The 16,076-nt window shown below is 62.3% G+C and carries 16 protein-coding genes; 14 read left to right on the top strand and 2 right to left on the bottom strand.

Annotated features, from left to right (window positions below):
* Positions 1-26: 26 nt before the first annotated feature.
* From H0I86_RS25840 to H0I86_RS25795, 10 genes are all read left to right on the top strand, one after another.
* A complete protein-coding gene (locus tag H0I86_RS25840) occupies positions 27-926 on the top strand; it encodes a diiron oxygenase (RefSeq protein WP_031286127.1) in 900 nt (299 codons plus the stop codon).
* Positions 923-2,446, top strand: coding sequence for a phytoene desaturase family protein (locus tag H0I86_RS25835; protein WP_180922659.1), 1,524 nt, complete (start codon positions 923-925; stop codon positions 2,444-2,446). The genes H0I86_RS25840 and H0I86_RS25835 overlap by 4 nt, the downstream gene beginning before the upstream one ends.
* Entirely contained in the window at positions 2,443-3,282 is an 840-nt protein-coding gene (locus H0I86_RS25830; RefSeq protein ID WP_016703553.1) for an alpha/beta hydrolase, read from the top strand. The genes H0I86_RS25835 and H0I86_RS25830 overlap by 4 nt, the downstream gene beginning before the upstream one ends.
* A gap of 36 nt (positions 3,283-3,318) precedes the next feature.
* Positions 3,319-4,074: an SDR family NAD(P)-dependent oxidoreductase gene (locus H0I86_RS25825; protein ID WP_180922658.1), complete on the top strand. Its 756-nt coding sequence runs from the start codon at positions 3,319-3,321 to the stop codon at positions 4,072-4,074.
* 38 nt (positions 4,075-4,112) lie between these two features.
* Entirely contained in the window at positions 4,113-5,618 is a 1,506-nt protein-coding gene (locus H0I86_RS25820; RefSeq protein WP_180922657.1) for a phytoene desaturase family protein, read from the top strand.
* A 42-nt stretch (positions 5,619-5,660) separates the two neighbouring features.
* Complete coding sequence (gene fdxA / locus H0I86_RS25815; RefSeq protein ID WP_180922656.1) at positions 5,661-6,032, top strand: ferredoxin FdxA; 372 nt, start codon at positions 5,661-5,663, stop codon at positions 6,030-6,032.
* A 22-nt stretch (positions 6,033-6,054) separates the two neighbouring features.
* Complete coding sequence (locus tag H0I86_RS25810) at positions 6,055-7,692, top strand: phytoene desaturase family protein (RefSeq protein WP_180922655.1); 1,638 nt, start codon at positions 6,055-6,057, stop codon at positions 7,690-7,692.
* Between the two features lie 103 nt (positions 7,693-7,795).
* On the top strand, positions 7,796-8,227 hold the full coding sequence (locus tag H0I86_RS25805) for a hypothetical protein (protein WP_180922654.1): 432 nt from the start codon (positions 7,796-7,798) through the stop codon (positions 8,225-8,227).
* 92 nt (positions 8,228-8,319) lie between these two features.
* Positions 8,320-8,964 carry an MBL fold metallo-hydrolase gene (locus tag H0I86_RS25800; protein WP_180922653.1) on the top strand — a complete coding sequence of 215 codons (645 nt, stop codon included), beginning with the start codon at positions 8,320-8,322 and terminating at the stop codon, positions 8,962-8,964.
* 113 nt (positions 8,965-9,077) lie between these two features.
* On the top strand, positions 9,078-9,809 hold the full coding sequence (locus H0I86_RS25795) for a YiaD family glycine zipper/OmpA-like lipoprotein (protein WP_009050733.1): 732 nt from the start codon (positions 9,078-9,080) through the stop codon (positions 9,807-9,809).
* Positions 9,810-9,972: 163 nt separating this feature from the next.
* Here H0I86_RS25795 and H0I86_RS25790 read toward each other — a convergent pair whose 3' ends face one another.
* Positions 9,973-10,407: a Z-ring associated ZapG family protein gene (locus H0I86_RS25790; protein WP_007928428.1), complete on the bottom strand. Its 435-nt coding sequence runs from the start codon at positions 10,405-10,407 to the stop codon at positions 9,973-9,975.
* A gap of 144 nt (positions 10,408-10,551) precedes the next feature.
* Between H0I86_RS25790 and H0I86_RS25785 the strand changes: the two genes are divergently transcribed.
* From H0I86_RS25785 to zapE, 3 genes are all read left to right on the top strand, one after another.
* Positions 10,552-11,181, top strand: coding sequence for an alpha/beta hydrolase (locus H0I86_RS25785; RefSeq protein WP_180922652.1), 630 nt, complete (start codon positions 10,552-10,554; stop codon positions 11,179-11,181).
* A gap of 24 nt (positions 11,182-11,205) precedes the next feature.
* Entirely contained in the window at positions 11,206-12,561 is a 1,356-nt protein-coding gene (locus H0I86_RS25780) for a tryptophan--tRNA ligase (protein WP_180922651.1), read from the top strand.
* An 87-nt stretch (positions 12,562-12,648) separates the two neighbouring features.
* Positions 12,649-13,743, top strand: coding sequence for a cell division protein ZapE (gene zapE / locus H0I86_RS25775; protein ID WP_007928431.1), 1,095 nt, complete (start codon positions 12,649-12,651; stop codon positions 13,741-13,743).
* Between the two features lie 47 nt (positions 13,744-13,790).
* Here the strand turns inward: zapE and H0I86_RS25770 are convergent, their stop codons facing one another.
* Positions 13,791-14,690 carry a GlxA family transcriptional regulator gene (locus H0I86_RS25770; protein ID WP_180925913.1) on the bottom strand — a complete coding sequence of 300 codons (900 nt, stop codon included), beginning with the start codon at positions 14,688-14,690 and terminating at the stop codon, positions 13,791-13,793.
* Between the two features lie 244 nt (positions 14,691-14,934).
* On the opposite strand from H0I86_RS25770, the gene H0I86_RS25765 reads away from it, so the two are divergent.
* Entirely contained in the window at positions 14,935-16,071 is a 1,137-nt protein-coding gene (locus tag H0I86_RS25765) for an acyl-CoA dehydrogenase family protein (protein ID WP_016703546.1), read from the top strand.
* Positions 16,072-16,076: the final 5 nt, after the last annotated feature.

The raw sequence follows: 16,076 nt of genomic DNA, 5'->3' as shown, positions 1-16,076 counted from the left end.
CCACCGTTACGGAGAGGAGCAAGGGAATGTCCACGCTGACCAATAGTGTGCTCGCCATTTCAGAAGCAAGAGAGTCCAAGGTCCGCAAGCTGAGCGAAGTCTCGCATCACAAGACCATGGACCACGCGACCGTGCTGCCCTGGGACCAGGAGGTCGATCGCAGCCTGTACCCGAAGGACCCCGATCACCTGTGGATCAATGGCACACGTTTCTGCGAAGGCCTGAGCGAGGCGCAGAAGCTGGAACTGGCCTGGCTGGAAACCGGCCGTGACATCTCCATGTTCATCTGGCTGGAGCAGACCATTCCGCCGTTGTACATGGGCTATGTCACCCAGTTCCACGACCGCATCTCCCAGGACCTGCAGGAGTACCTGATGATCTTCTCCAAGGAGGAGATCGTTCACACCCTGACCTTCAAGCGTTTCATGGGCAAGGCCGGCCTGCAGTTGTGGAACCCGCCGGTGGGCCTCTATGAGTTGCTCACCGAGACGCTGCCGAAGATGGAGCCCGCGGTGGGCGTGCTGTTCACGCTGCTGATCGAGTGGGTCGCGGAAATGGGCGCGATGCACACGTCCCAGGGGCCAGGCATCGAGCCTATGACCCGGACCATGTTCCGCGAGCACCATCATGACGAGGCCCGGCACATCGCCTTCGGTCGCTGGATCAGCGAGTCGTTCTTTGAAACGGCGAGCCCCGAGTCCATCGCCCAGGTGAAGGCCATGAGCCGCCGGATCATCCCGGCGCTGATCGACATGTTCACCTACAACCCGGAAATCGCCCGGCACACCTCGTTCGAGTTCCCGATCGCGGTGGATGACAAGGCGAAGATCGAGGAGGTCTGGCGCTCGGCCCATAACGCCCGGCTCAACGACGCACGTTTTGCCGAGATCTATGCCTGGGTCGACAAGCTGGGGTTGCGGCAATGAACCAGCCGTCCTGGGACGCGATCTTCGTCGGTGCCGGGATCACCAGCCTGGCCTGTGCGGCGATGCTGGTCAAACGTGACCCCGGGGTGCGCCTGCTGATGGTCGACAAGCATATTGTCGTCGGCGGCTATGCCTCCACCTTCAGCCGGCCAAAGCAGGGTGCGGTGTTCGACTGCAGCCTGCACAAGCTCAGTGGCATGGCCGAGGGCGGCAATCTTATCCGCATCCTGCGTGACCTGGGGCTGGACGAGACGCTGGACCTGGTTTATCCCCAGGACTACTTCTGCGCCTACCGGGACGGCACTGAGCTGCCGCTGGCCAACGATGCGGACGGGGCGGAGCGGCAGTTGGTCGAGCGCTTTCCCCATCAGGCCGAGGCCATTGCGACCTTCTTCGAGCACGTCCGGACCTACGGGCGCAACGGCTACTACCAGTTCCAGATGCTCGACGGCAGCTTCGAGCCGGACATGGCCCAGTTGCGTTTCGCCCATCGCAACCTGAAGCACAAGACCGTGCGCCAGGCGCTGCACGAACTGTTCGACGACCCGTACCTGATCGAGATCCTGGCGGCGCCGGGCATCTACGTCGGCGGTTACTCGGAAGACCTGGGCTATCTGTACTACCTGCATGTGGTGTACGCCACGCTCAACCGAGGCAACGCCTATGTCGCCGGCTCCTCCCAGCACCTGTCCAACCTGCTGGCGCGGCAGATCGAACAGGCGGGCGGGCAGATCCTGCTCAGCACCCGTGTCGATGGGGTGCTCACCGACGGCCAGGGCAATGCCACGGGCATCAGCACCAATCGCGGGGTGTTCCATTCTTCGCGGGTGTACATCAACGCTTCACCGCACTATGCGGTGCAGCACCTGTTCGCGGCGGATGTGGAACTGGCGGCCACCCGGGAGAAGCTCTCCGGGCTGAAGCCGGCACGCTCGACCACCACGGTGTACCTGGTGACCGATCTGCCACCGGAGCAACTGGGCTTGCAGCACAGCGAGTCGATGCTGTTCGCCGATGACCCGGCGGCAGGCGCCGAGTTGCGCATGGCGGCCGCCCTCAGCGGTTATGAGGCGCAGCTCAGTGAGCGGGCTTTCTGGGAGATGTCGCCGATCGAGGTCACCAACTATCACGCCCTGGACCCGGCTGCGGGCCAGGTGGTGTGCATCAACGTGCTCGACTCGATCGCCCATTGGCCGCAGCGCCGCACCGCGCAATACCGGGCCAAGAAGCAGCGGGCCAGCGACATCCTGGTGGAGCGTCTGTTGCGCCAGGTGCCGGGGCTGTGCGGGCATGTGCTGCATACCGAGGTCGCCACGCCCCACACCTATGTGCGTTTCACCAACAACACCGACGGTTCGGGTTATGGGGCGATGGTGGGCACCGATCTCAAGGGGCATGTGTTCCATCACGGCTTCCCGGTGCAGGGCGTGCAGTTCCTCAGCGCCTGGGTGGCAGGTCCCAGTTACGAAGCCGCCTTCGGCTATGCCGAGATGAAGGCCAGGCAATGGAGGCGAGCATGAGCAAGAACGAGCAATCGACCGGTTGGCTGGGGATCGCCATTTCCAAGCTGTTCATCCGGGTCATGTTCCGTCAGGTACAGGGCTGGAAACGTGACGTACCCAAGCGTGCGGCAGGCTTTGTGGAGATCGCGCGCGACGGCAGCCGGCTGGAGGGGGCGTCGCTGCGCACCAGCGCCATGCACCCTCGGGGCGTGGTGCTGTTGTGTCATCCGTTCCTCAAGTACGGCATGCATTACTTTTTCGAGAACAACCTGGACCAGGCGTTTCTCGAGCAGGGCTATCACGTGGTCGCCTTCAACTTCAAAGGCTTCGGCCGCAGCACCATCGGCGGCCATGCGTTCGCCGACGATGTGCTGGCGATTGCCCGGCGCGTGTCGCGGGACAACCCGGGCCTGCCGATCCATCTGGTGGGCTGTTCGTTTGGTGGCTATCACCTGTCCCATGCCCTGGCGCGGGATGCCACGCCCTTCACCTCGGCCGTGCTGGACAGCGTGCCGATTTCGGTGCGCAGCTACTTCACCCGCGGGCCGTTGCGACTGGCCATGCGCTGGATCAGCGGCAGCCGCCTGGCGGTCCCCACGGGGACCTGTGCCATCGATCACTCGCTGCGCGGCGTGCGTCATCTTCCGATCGCCTACTTCTACGGGCGCAACGACCACTTCATCCCGGATGCCAGCGTGACCGGGCTCAGCCAGGAGTGCGAGGCGCTGCACGTGGTCGGTTTCGAGGGCTGTCGCCACCTGGAAAACCACAAGAAACACCGGGACCGCTACTTCGAGGAAATCTTCGATTTCTTCGCCCGTGCGGAAGCTCGAAAAACCGCCGTGCCGGCATGACGGCGGCAGGGATCATCAGGTCAAAGGATGTAGATCATGGAAGTTCAGCAGTCTTCAAACGGCAAATGGGTACTGGTCAGCGGCGGCAGTCGCGGCATTGGCCGCGCACTGGTCCTGGCCATGGCCCGGGAAGGGTATCGGGTCGCGTTCACCTACCAGTCCTCGGCCGACGCGGCCTTGCAACTGGAGCAGGAAGTGGCCGCCAGTGGCGGCCTGGCCAGCGGGCATGCCTGCGACGGCAGGGACCACGATTCAGTCGAGGCGGTGTGCGCGCAGCTGGTAGATACCCACGGCGAGCCCTACGGCTTGATCAACAACATGGGCGTGACCGGCGACCAGCTGTTGTTCAAGTTCGACATCGAGCGCTACCGCGACGTGGTCGCGACCAACCTCGATTCGGCGGTGTATTTCAGTAAGTGCCTGGCCCCGGCGATGGCCGCCGAGCGCCGCGGCAAGATCCTGCACATGTCCTCCGTCAGCGGGCTCAAGGGCAACAAGGGGCAGATGGGGTATTCGGCGACCAAGGCGGCGATGATCGGCATCACCAAGACCATGGCCCTGGAAATGGCGCGCTTCAAGATCACCGTCAACGCTATCGCCCCAGGCTTCATTGCCACGGAGATGGTCGGGCAGATCGCCGACCCGATACGCAAGTCGATCACCGACACCATCCCCCTCAAACGCTTCGGCGAAGTCCGCGAAGTGGCGGCCCTGGCCAGCTTCTTGCTGTCGCCCCAGGCCGACTACATCACTGGCCAGACATTCGTGATCGATGGCGGTCTGACGGCCTGATTAGCAGTTCTGATCTGGCCGCAGAGCCAGGAGAAATCATGAGTCAAGAATACGATACCGTTTTCGTCGGCGCGGGCCTTGGCGCGTTGGCGGGTGCCAGCCTTATGGCGCAGCGAGGTCAGAAAGTCCTGGTGGTGGAAAAGCACAACGTAGCCGGTGGTTACGCGAGCAATTTCCGCCGCAAGGATTTCAACTTCGATGTCTCGCTGCATTCGTTCGACGGCGTGGTGCGGGGCGCCGAGTCGTTCAATGTGATCCAGGCCTGTGGCGTGGCGGACAAGGTCGAGTTTCTCCATCACCCGACCCTGTATCGCTATCGCTCGCAGGACATCGACCTCACGGTCGGGCACCGCGACCTGGAAGGTTACAAGCGCGAGTTGTTCCGCTTCTTTCCCGAGGAGGTCGATAACATCAACCGGCTGTTCGCCGAGTCGCAGCGCAACTACAAGGACCTGTGCGGCTTCCTGTATTCGCGCAAGCCGTTCTGGATGAGGCTGGTGGCCACGCCGATGATCTATCCCCGGGTGCTCAAGTATGGGCATGAAACGGTGGATCACTACTTCTCGCGCTTCACCTCCAATGAACGCCTCAAGGAAGTGCTGTCGGCGCAATGGAGCTACTACGGCTTGCCGGCCAAGGACCTGGCGTTCGGCTACTTCTCCTATCCCTTCATCGACTACCTGGAGAACGGCGGTTATTCGATCAAGGGCGGCTCACAGGCCTTGTCCAACGCCTTGGTCGAGGTCATCGAGCAGCATGGCGGCCGGGTCGAGCTGGAGTCGGCGGTCAACCAGATCGTGATCGAGCGCGGCCGGGTCGGTGGCGTGGTGACACGCAAGTCGGGCAAGGTCAAGGCGCGCAACGTCGTGGCCAATATCTCGCCCCACGCGGTGCTGGCATTGGCGGGCGAGCAGCATTTCGGTGCCAAGTACCGCTCGCGCCTGCGCCAGCTCAAGCTGTCGGTCTCGGGCTTCCAGGTCTACCTGGGGCTCGATTGCCCGCTGAGCGAACTGGGCGTGGGCGCCGAGGAATACATCCACTTCTTCGCCCCGCCGAAAACCCAGCGCCAACAGTTCGAGCATATCCAGGCTGGAGAGCTGCATGGCGACAACACCAGCTGGTCGATCAACTACTTCTCCAACGTCGATCCCTCGATGGTCCCGGCCGGAAAGTCCAGCCTGGGCCTGTTCACCCTGACGGGCGCCGGCGAATGGCACTCCCTGGACAAGCTCGCCTACCGGCGCAAGAAGATCGAACTCACCGAGCTGCTGATCGCCAACGCCGAGCGGGTCATCCCCGGCCTGCGTCGGCACATCGAGGTCTGCGAGGCGGGCTCGCCGCGCACCATGAGCAAGTTCACCCATAACCCGGCGGGCGCGATCTACGGCTTCGAGCAGAACACTCGACAGTCCGGCCTGTTCAACCGTTTCCCGCAGAAATACCCGGTCAAGGGGCTGTACCAGGTCGGGGCCTGGACATTCCCGGGCGCAGGCTTCATCGGAACGATGTTGTCGGCGCGCTTGTTGGTCGACCGCTATTTCTGAGCGGCGACTTCCCAGTCCAACCAGACGTTTACGAGACTCACCATGACCTACGTAGTGACCGACAACTGCATCCAGTGCCGCCACACCAACTGCGTCGATATCTGCCCCGCGGATGCCTTCCACCTGGGGCCGAACTTCATCGTCATCAATCCCCAGGAGTGCGTCGATTGTGGCCTGTGCCTGCCCGAATGCCCGGAGGAAGCCATCCAGCCGGAGAACCAGCTCGATGACAGCAACCGGCATTTCCTCAAGCTCAATGCCGAGCTGGCTGAGCACTGGCCGGTGATCCTGCAGCGGATTCCGCCCCTGGCTGACCATGAGCGATGGAGCCGCAAGCCGAACAAGCTGCCCCACCTGATACATGAGGCCGAGGCGGTCGATCCGGCCCGCGACCACCACCTAGCCCATGCCTGATGCGCGACTGGAACCGTAACCCATGCAAAGCTTTGATCGATTCAAGACCCTCGAGAGCGACACCTTCGACGTGATAGTGGTCGGCGCCGGCATCGGTGGCCTGACGGCTGCCGCGACCCTGGCCAACCGCGGCAAGCAGGTGCTGGTGCTCGATATGCACTATGAAATGGGCGGCTGTGCCACGGTGTTCCACCGCAAGGGCAAGGACTATGAGTTCGATGTCGGCTTGCACTACATCGGTGACTGCGGCAAGGACGGCCTGATTCCGCGGATCCTGCGCGGGGCCGGCATCGATGACGGTGAAATCCGCTTTATCGAGCAGGACCCGGAGGGTTTCGAGACCCTGTGTTTTCCCGACTTCCAGTTCGCGGTTCCCCGCGGCTATGAACGCTTTCGCGAACAGCTGCTGGAGGCGTTCCCTAAGGAGCGGGCGGGGATCAACCGCTATTTCAAGATGCTGCAGCAGGTCTGGGACTTCATGGGCATCCATTCGCGCCCGCTGACGGCGCTGTGGGTACTGCCGCGCTCGTGGATGCTGATGCGTCACGCCAAATCGACGGTGGCGCAATTCCTCGACACCTGTACCCAGGACCAGCGCCTGCGGGCCATCCTGACCGGGCAGCTGGGGGTCTATCACCAGCCGCCGAGCCGCGCGACCATGGCCGGCCACGCGGCGGTGGTCAATCACTTCCTGCAGGGTTCCTACTACCCCTCGGGCGGTGGCCAGATGTTCTCCGACAAGCTGGGCGAGGTGGTCGAGCGCAAGGGCGGCAAGATCCTCCTGCGGTCCAAGGTCGAACGTATCCTGATCGAGAACGGTCGTGCCGTGGGCGTCGAGTTCAGCAACAAGCACCTGGGCAAACGGGTGGTCAAGGCCGATGCGGTGATCTGCAACGCCGATATCAAGCAGGCCCTGCTCGGCCTGATCGGCCGTGAACACCTCAAGCCCAAGACCGTGCGCCGTGCCGAGCAGTTCGAGATGTCACCGGCCATGGGCGTGGTCTATCTCGGTATCGACATGGACCTCAAGGCCATAGGCCTGAAGAACACCAACTATCGCATCTACCCAGGCTGCGATTACGAGAAGGCCTACCGCGAGGTGTTCGCCGGGGCGTTTCCCGAGGAGCCCCATCTGTTCATCGGCAACGCCACCATGAAGGACCCGGATAACCCGGCCATCGCGCCACCGGGCATCTATAACCTGCAATTGATGTCGGCAGTGCCTTCCACCCCGCAAAGCTGGGGCGTGACCCAGGCCGAGCTGACGGATGGCAGCTATCGGACCAACCCGGCCTACCTGGCGAAAAAAGAGTGGTACGCCCGCCAGCTGATTGCCCTGGCTGAACGGGTGATTCCGGGCATGTCGAAGCACATTGTCTATCAGGAAGTCTCGACGCCTTTTTCGGTGACGCGCTTTATCGGCTCCGAAGGCGGGACCTCCTACGGCCTGGCCTTTACCCCGGAGTACTTCCTGCACAACCGGCCGGGGGCCAAGACGGAAATCCGCAACCTGTACCTGTGCGGCGCTTCCACCCGTACTGGGCACGGCATCTTTGGCGCCATGACCGGTGGCGTGGAAGCGGCCGCGGCGGTCAGTGGTCGTCACGTGCGTTACCAGGTGATGGACATCGGCACCCGCGCCGAAGCGGCGGTCCGTTGACGGCGACGTCATGGCGCACCCCGTCGGTGCGCCATGACGTCTATGCTGCAGCGCGTGAATCATTGGATTCACCGAGAATGGACTCGCATCAAGGAGCGATGGAATGACGAATGGATACAACATGGCGCTGGTGATCGGCGCCGGGCTCAGCCTGTTGGCGGCGCTGATGCATGTCGGGGTGATCATGGTCGGCCCTTCCTGGTATCGCCTGTTTGGCGCAGGCGAGCGCTTTGTGCGGGCAGCCCAGGCCGGGCGCTGGTTTCCCGCGGTGGTCACGGCCGGGATTGCCCTGGTGCTTGCCGCCTGGGCGGCGTATGCGCTGTCCGCGGCCGGGGTGATCGCTCCCTTGCCCTTGCTGCGCCCGGCGTTAATCGCGATCACCCTGGTCTACCTGCTGCGCGGCCTGTTGGGGCCGGTCGCCCTGGCGGGCACCGGGCGCAGCCGGCGCTTCATCTTTGTCAGCTCGACGATCTGCCTGGTCTATGGGCTGGTGCATCTGTTCGGCCTGGTGCAAGTGTGGAGTTCCCTGGCCTAGGGGATGCTGCAGAGGGCTGCGGAGTTGAAAGTCAGGGCCCATTGCGGTCACCCTTGGCGTCATCAGCCTGGCCTCAGCCCTTTAGGACCCCCATGGACATCGCAAAACCTGCCCTTATCCGCGAAACCTTCCCCGTCGGCCCGTTGCAGTGCAACTGCACGATCATCGGCGACCCTGTTACAAAAAAGGCCATCGTCGTCGACCCGGGCGGCAATCCCGACCTGATCATGGCGCGGCTCGACGCGCTGGGGCTGAAGGTGGTGAGCATCATTCATACCCATGCCCACCTGGATCACTTCCTGGCCTCCGGGCAGATGAAGGAGAAAACCGGCGCGACCCTGCATCTGCACAAGGAAGATCAGTTCCTCTGGGACAACCTGGAGATGCAGTGCAGCATGTTCGGCGTGCCTTACACGCCGGTGCCGGCGCCGGATCGCTGGCTGGCGGACGACGAAGAGCTGGCCTGCGGCTGCGGCGTGGCCCTGCATACGCCGGGGCATACTCCAGGTTCCATGAGCTTCTGGTTCGCAGAGGCTAAGCTACTGATTGCCGGCGACACCTTGTTCAAGCGCGGGGTAGGGCGCACGGACCTGTGGGGTGGCGACCAGGCCACCATCGTGCGTTCGATCAAGCAGCGTCTGTACAGCCTCGATGAAGACGCGACCGTGGTGGCCGGGCATGGTCCGGACACCCGCCTGGGCGATGAAATGCGTGAGAATCCCTTTGTCAGGGCCTGACATTTGCTGTCAAAAGTTTCACGGAATTTTTGTCATTGGCCGTGTTCAAACGCCTGCAAAGGTCTGTTGCCAACGTCCGCTGCATCACAGAATGAAAAAGTAGGAGCTTCTCCATGTTCACCTCGCGTCGTTTGATCGTTGTTGCTACCGCTGTGGCCTTGTTGTCCGGCTGTGCTTCGCCTAACCCCTATGACAATCAGGGGCAGGCCGACGGCTCCACGGGCATGAGCAAAACTGCAAAATACGGTGGCCTGGGCGCCTTGGCCGGTGCGCTGGCCGGTGCCGCCATCGACCACAACAACCGTGGCAAGGGCGCGCTGATCGGCGCCGCGGTAGTCGGTGCTTCCGCCGCCGGTTACGGCTATTACGCCGACCAGCAGGAAAAGAAACTGCGTGCCAGCATGGCCAATACCGGGGTCGAAGTGCAGCGCCAGGGCGATCAGATCAAGCTGATCATGCCGGGGAACATCACGTTCGCCACCGATTCGGCGAACATCGCTCCAAGCTTCTATCAACCGCTGAACAACCTGGCCAACTCCCTCAAGGAGTTCAACCAGAACCAGATCGAAATCGTTGGCTACACCGACAGCACCGGCAGCCGCCAGCACAACATGGACCTGTCCCAGCGTCGCGCCCAGAGCGTGGCGACCTACCTGACCTCGCAAGGTGTCAGCGGTGCCAACCTGTCGGCCCGTGGCGCTGGCCCGGATAACCCGATCGCCAGCAACAGCGACGTCAATGGCCGTGCGCAGAACCGTCGGGTGGAAGTGAACCTCAAGGCGATTCCTGGCCAGCAGTATGGTGGTCAGCAGCAACAGCCGGGTACGGTTCAGCAGTATCCGTAACTGATCGTTTGAATGAAGAAATGCCCGATCCTGTGATCGGGCATTTTTGTGTGTGGCCTTTGCCCGCGAAGAGGTCCGATCAGCCGCTATCAAATCACCAGATACAAAAAAGCCCCCGGACAACCGAATTGTCCGGGGGCTTTTTATTGGACGCGAAACCTGATTACTTCTTCAGACCATAATGCTCGTCGAGCATGCCAGGCGCGTTAGGCGTCTTTGGCGCGTAGTCCCGTGGCGGTTCCTGGTCGCGCGGCGGCGTCAGGCGTTCCCGTGGAGCCTGCACCGAGTCGGAGTGCAGCGCGGCCAGCAGGCGTTGGCGGGTCAGCTCGTCCAGGGCCAGGCGGTTGGCACCCTCGGCGAGATGGTCCTGCACTTCCTGATAGCTTTGAGTGAGTTTTTTCACCAGGGTGGCGGTGCTGTTGAAGTGGGTGACCACTTCGTTCTGATAGCTGTCAAAACGTTCCTGAATATCATCCAGCTGACGTTGCGTGCGGTTAGGCGCGGCATTCGGCAGCAGGCGAGCGACCAGAAATCCAATGGCGACACCCGCGATCAGGGCAAGAGTCGGCAACAACCAAACTAAGAGCGAGTGTTCCACGAGTCCTTCCTCTATAAACGGCTTTGCTTTACGTTAACGGCTCGAACCTGCGCTGTATACCGCGATTCACTCGCAATAGATTGGCACAGACAATTTGCTAGACGAGTCGACCCGATTCGAGGTCACGGAGTTCCTTCCTTGCTTATGCGTGAAACCCCCGTAGTGATTGCCGGCCCGGTCGGCCAACTGGAAGCCCTGTATCTGGATGTCGCCGACGCCCGTGGCGTGGCGCTGATCTGCCATCCGAACCCGGTGCAGGGCGGCACCATGCTCAACAAGGTGGTCTCGACCCTGCAACGTACGGCGCGTGACGCCGGCCTGATCACCTTGCGTTTCAACTACCGTGGCGTCGGCGCCAGCGAAGGCAGCCACGACATGGGCAGTGGTGAGGTCGATGACGCGCAGGCGGCTGCCGAATGGCTGCGGGCCAGGCACCCGGACCTGCCGATGACCCTGCTCGGCTTCTCCTTCGGCGGCTTCGTCGCCGCCAGCCTCGGCGGGCGCCTGGAAGCCCGCGGCGAACAGCTCAAGCACCTGTTCATGGTCGCCGCCGCCGTGATGCGTCTGCGCGACACCGACCCGCTGCCGCAGAACTGCCCGCTGACCCTGATCCAGCCGGAAACCGACGAAGTGGTCGACCCGCAACTGGTCTATGACTGGTCCGACGCGCTTGAGCGCCCCCATGAGCTGCTGAAAGTGGCAGAATGCGGACACTTTTTTCATGGCAAGCTCACCGATCTCAAGGATCTGGTGCTGCCACGACTCTCGAATTGATTGCAGTCTGATAAGCGATTACCCATGACTACTCGTACGCGCATCCTCACCGGCATCACCACCACCGGCACGCCGCACTTGGGCAACTACGCCGGCGCCATCCGCCCGGCGATCCTCGCCAGCCGCGACAGCAATGCCGACTCGTTCTACTTCCTGGCCGACTATCACGCCCTGATCAAGTGCGACGACCCGCTGCGTATCCAGCGCTCGCGCCTGGAAATCGCCGCGACCTGGCTGGCCGGAGGCCTGGATGTGGAGCGCGTGACTTTCTATCGCCAGTCCGACATCCCGGAAATCCCGGAGCTGACCTGGTTGCTGACCTGCGTGGCGGCCAAGGGCCTGCTCAATCGTGCCCACGCCTACAAGGCTTCGGTGGATAAAAACGTCGAGGCCGGCGAAGACCCGGATGCCGGCATCACCATGGGCCTGTACAGCTACCCGGTGCTGATGGCCGCGGACATCCTGATGTTCAATGCGCACAAGGTGCCGGTCGGTCGCGACCAGATCCAGCACGTGGAAATGGCCCGTGACATCGGCCAGCGCTTCAACCACCTGTTCGGCCAGGGCAAGGAGTTCTTCACCATGCCCGAGGCGCTGATCGAGGAAAGTGTCGCCACCTTGCCGGGCCTCGATGGCCGCAAGATGTCCAAGAGCTACGACAACACCATTCCGTTGTTCAGCGGCGCCAAGGACATGAAGGACGCGATCTCGCGCATCGTCACCGACTCCCGCGCTCCTGGCGAAGCCAAGGACCCGGACAACGCGCACCTGTTCACCCTGTTCCAGGCCTTCGCGACACAGGCCCAGGCTGACGAGTTCCGCAGCGAACTGCTGCAGGGCCTGGGTTGGGGCGAGGCGAAGAATCGTCTGTTCCAGCTGCTGGACAATCAGCTGGGCGAGGCGCGCGAGCGTTATCACCAGTTGATCGAGCGCCCTTCGGACCTGGAAGACATTCTCCAGGCCGGTGCCAAGAAAGCCCGCGCCGTGGCCACGCCCTTTCTCAACGAGCTGCGCGAGGCCGTGGGCCTGCGTTCGTTCGTCAACCAGGTGCAAGTGGCGGCGACCACCAAGAAGAAAGCGGCCAAGGCCGCGCGCTTCGTCAGCTTTCGTGAAGACGACGGCAGCTTCCGTTTCCGCCTGCTGGCCGCCGATGGCGAGCAACTGCTGCTGTCGCGCAACTTCGCCGACGGCAAGACCGCGGGGGCCGTGACCAAGCAACTGCAAGCCGGCCAGGCGCTGGATCTGCGCAGCGACGCGCTGAGTTTCAGCGTCTGGCTGGAAGGTGAGTGCGTGGCCGACAGCCCGGCCTTTGCCGACGCGGCGGCCCGCGATGCGGCGATCGATGCACTGCGCGTCGCCCTGACGCCTGTGCAGGACTAACCGCAATCTCCCGACCAAGGGCTGATTGCCATTCTCCAGGGCCGTCGCTACAGTGACGGCCCGTTTTTGTTGCCTTGCTAACGAATTATGACGCCCCTAGAACGATACCAAGCTGATCTGAAACGCCCGGAGTTCTTCCACGACGCTGCGCAGGAAACCGCCGTGCGTCATTTGCAGCGCCTGTACGACGATCTGATCGCCGCGTCGAACAACAAGCCGGGCCTGCTGGGCAAGCTGTTTGGCAAGAAAGACCAGGTGCCGGTCAAGGGCCTGTACTTCTGGGGCGGGGTAGGGCGCGGCAAGACGTACCTGGTCGATACCTTCTTTGAAGCCCTGCCGTTCAAGCAGAAGGTCCGTACTCACTTCCACCGCTTCATGAAGCGTGTGCACGAAGAGATGAAGACCCTGGGCGGCGAGAAGAACCCGCTGACCATCATCGCCAAGCGTTTCGCCGACGAGGCCCGGGTGATCTGCTTCGACGAGTTTTTCGTCTCTGACATTACCGACGCCATGATCCTCGGCACGCTGATGGAAGAGCTGTTCAAGAACGGCGTGACCCTGGTGGCCACCTCGAACATCGTGCCGGACGGTCTGTACAAGGACGGCCTGCAACGTGCTCGCTTCCTGCCGGCCATTGCCCTGATCAAGCAGCACACTGAAATCGTCAACGTCGACAGCGGTGTCGACTACCGTCTGCGTCACCTGGAACAGGCCGAACTGTTCCACTTCCCGCTGGACGAGGCGGCCCACGAAAGCCTGCGCAAGAGCTTCCGCGCGCTGACGCCGGAATGCACTCAGGCGGTGGAAAACGATGTGCTGATCGTCGAGAACCGCGAAATCCGCGCCCTGCGTACCTGCGATGACGTGGCCTGGTTCGATTTCCGCGAACTGTGCGACGGTCCGCGTAGCCAGAACGACTACATCGAACTGGGCAAGATCTTCCACGCCGTGCTGGTCAGTGGTGTCGAGCAGATGAGCGTCGCCACCGACGACATCGCCCGTCGCTTCATCAACATGGTCGACGAGTTCTACGACCGTAACGTCAAGCTGATCATTTCCGCTGAAGTCGAGCTCAAGGACCTGTACACCGGCGGTCGCCTGACCTTCGAGTTCCAGCGCACCCTCAGCCGTCTATTGGAAATGCAGTCCCACGAGTTCCTCTCGCGGGCGCACAAGCCTTAACGGTTGTCCGGATAAAAGAAGGGCCTGCAATGCAGGCCCTTTTTCATTTACGCGGCTTGTTGGTGAAACTGCTGCCGGTACTGGTTCGGCGACAGCTCGGTGTGCTGGCGGAACAGGCGGGCGAAGAAGCTCGCATCGTCATAGCCGACTTCGTAGCTGATGGTCTTGATGCTCTTGCGCGTCCCCGAGAGCAGGCCCTTGGCGGTTTCGATCCGCAGGCGTTGCAGGTAATGCAGGGGCTTGTCGCCGGTGGCGGTCTGGAAGCGCCGCATGAAATTGCGAATGCTCATGCCATGTTCCCGGGCCACGTCCTCGAAGCGGAACTTGTCGGCGAAATGTTCTTCGAGCCAGTGCTGGATCTGCAGGATGATCACGTCCTGGTGCAGCTTCTGGCCACCGAAGCCGATACGCCCCGGGGAATAGCTGCGCTGCACTTCATAGAGAATGTCGCGGGCCACGGCCTGGGCGACGTTGGCGCCGCAGAAACGCTCGATCAGGTAGATGTACAGGTCGCAGGCCGAAGTGGTGCCGCCAGCGCAATACAGATTGTCGGCGTCGGTCAGGTGCTTGTCCTGATTGAGCTGGACCTTGGGGAAGCGTTCGCTGAAGGCATTGAAGAAGCGCCAGTAAGTGGTGGCTTCCTTGCCGTCGAGCAGCCCGGCCTCGGCCAGCCAGAACACCCCGGTGGCCTCGCCGCAGAGCACCGCGTCGCGGGCATGTTGCTGGCGCAGCCAGGGCAGGATCTGTGGATAACGTTGGCAGAGGGTTTCGAAGTCGTCCCAGAACGCCGGGAGGATGATCACGTCGGTATCTTCCAGGGCGCCGTCCACCGGGAGCATCACGTTGCTGAAACTGCACACCGGTTTGCCATCGGGACTGACCAGGCGGGTTTCGAATGCCGGGGTCAGGCCCTGGCCCAGCTGCTTGCCGTAGCGCAGGCTGGCCAGATGGAAAAAATCCTTGGCTTGCATGAGGGTGGAGGCGAACACCCGGTCGATCGCCAGGATGCTGACGCGCCGCAAGGGCGTGGAGGTTTGGTTAGACATAATTCAATTGTTCTTATAGGGGAAAGTGGTCACCAGACGGCTGGATCGTCTTATTTTTTGTCGGATGTGTCCAGTGTCCTGTGTCGTACGCGCGGGCTTAGGCTCTGTGGGCCAATCCCGGCTAACAATAACGACAGGTGGCCCCATGATCCCCAGAACCTTGTTCAGCTCCGAGCACGAACTCTTTCGTGACAGCGTGCGTACCTTCCTGGAAAAGGAGGCCGTGCCGTTCCATGGGCAATGGGAAAAACAGGGTTACATCGACCGCGCCTTGTGGAACAAGGCCGGTGAGGCGGGCATGCTCTGCTCCCATCTCCCCGAGGAGTACGGTGGGCTGGGGGCTGACTTTCTCTATAGCGCGGTGGTGATCGAGGAAGTGGGGCGTCTCGGCCTGACCGGCATCGGCTTCTCCCTGCATTCCGATATCGTTGCGCCCTACATCCTGCATTACGGCAGCGAGGCGCTGAAGCACAAGTACCTGCCGAAACTGGTATCCGGCGAGATGGTCACGGCCATTGCCATGACCGAGCCTGGCGCCGGTTCCGACTTGCAGGGGGTCAAGACCACCGCGGTGCTGGACGGTGACGACTATGTGATCAATGGCTCGAAGACCTTTATCACCAACGGCTATCTGGCCGATCTGGTGATTGTCGTGGCCAAGACCGATCCCAAGGCTGGCGCCAAGGGCACCAGTCTGTTCCTGGTGGAGGCGGATACGCCCGGTTTCTCCAAGGGCAAGCGCCTGGAAAAGGTCGGCATGAAGGCCCAGGACACTTCCGAGCTGTTCTTTCAGGATGTCCGCGTACCCAAGGAAAACCTGCTGGGGCAGGCCGGGATGGGCTTTGCCTATCTGATGCAGGAGCTGCCGCAGGAGCGCCTGACGGTGGCGGTGGGTGGCCTGGCGTCAGCCGAGGCGGCATTGCAGTGGACCCTGGAATACACCCGCGAGCGCAAGGCCTTCGGCAAATCGATCGCCGACTTCCAGAACACCCGCTTCAAGCTGGCGGAGATGGCCACCGAGATCCAGATCGGTCGGGTGTTCGTCGATCGCTGCCTGGAATTGCACCTGCAAGGCAAGCTCGACGTGCCGACCGCCGCCATGGCCAAGTACTGGGGCACGGACTTGCAGTGCAAGGTGCTCGACGAGTGCGTGCAGTTGCACGGCGGTTACGGCTTCATGTGGGAGTACCCGGTGGCCCGGGCTTGGGCGGATGCGCGCGTGCAGCGCATCTATGCCGGGACCAACGAGATCATGAAGGAAATCATCGCGCGTTCCCTGTAGCGCGT

The sequence above is a fragment of the Pseudomonas chlororaphis subsp. aurantiaca genome (assembly GCF_013466605.1).
In the GTDB taxonomy this organism is placed as follows: Bacteria; Pseudomonadota; Gammaproteobacteria; order Pseudomonadales; family Pseudomonadaceae; genus Aquipseudomonas; species Aquipseudomonas chlororaphis_I.
The sequence above is the reverse complement of the archived record's forward strand: the minus strand, read 5'-3'. Positions and strand labels throughout refer to the sequence as shown.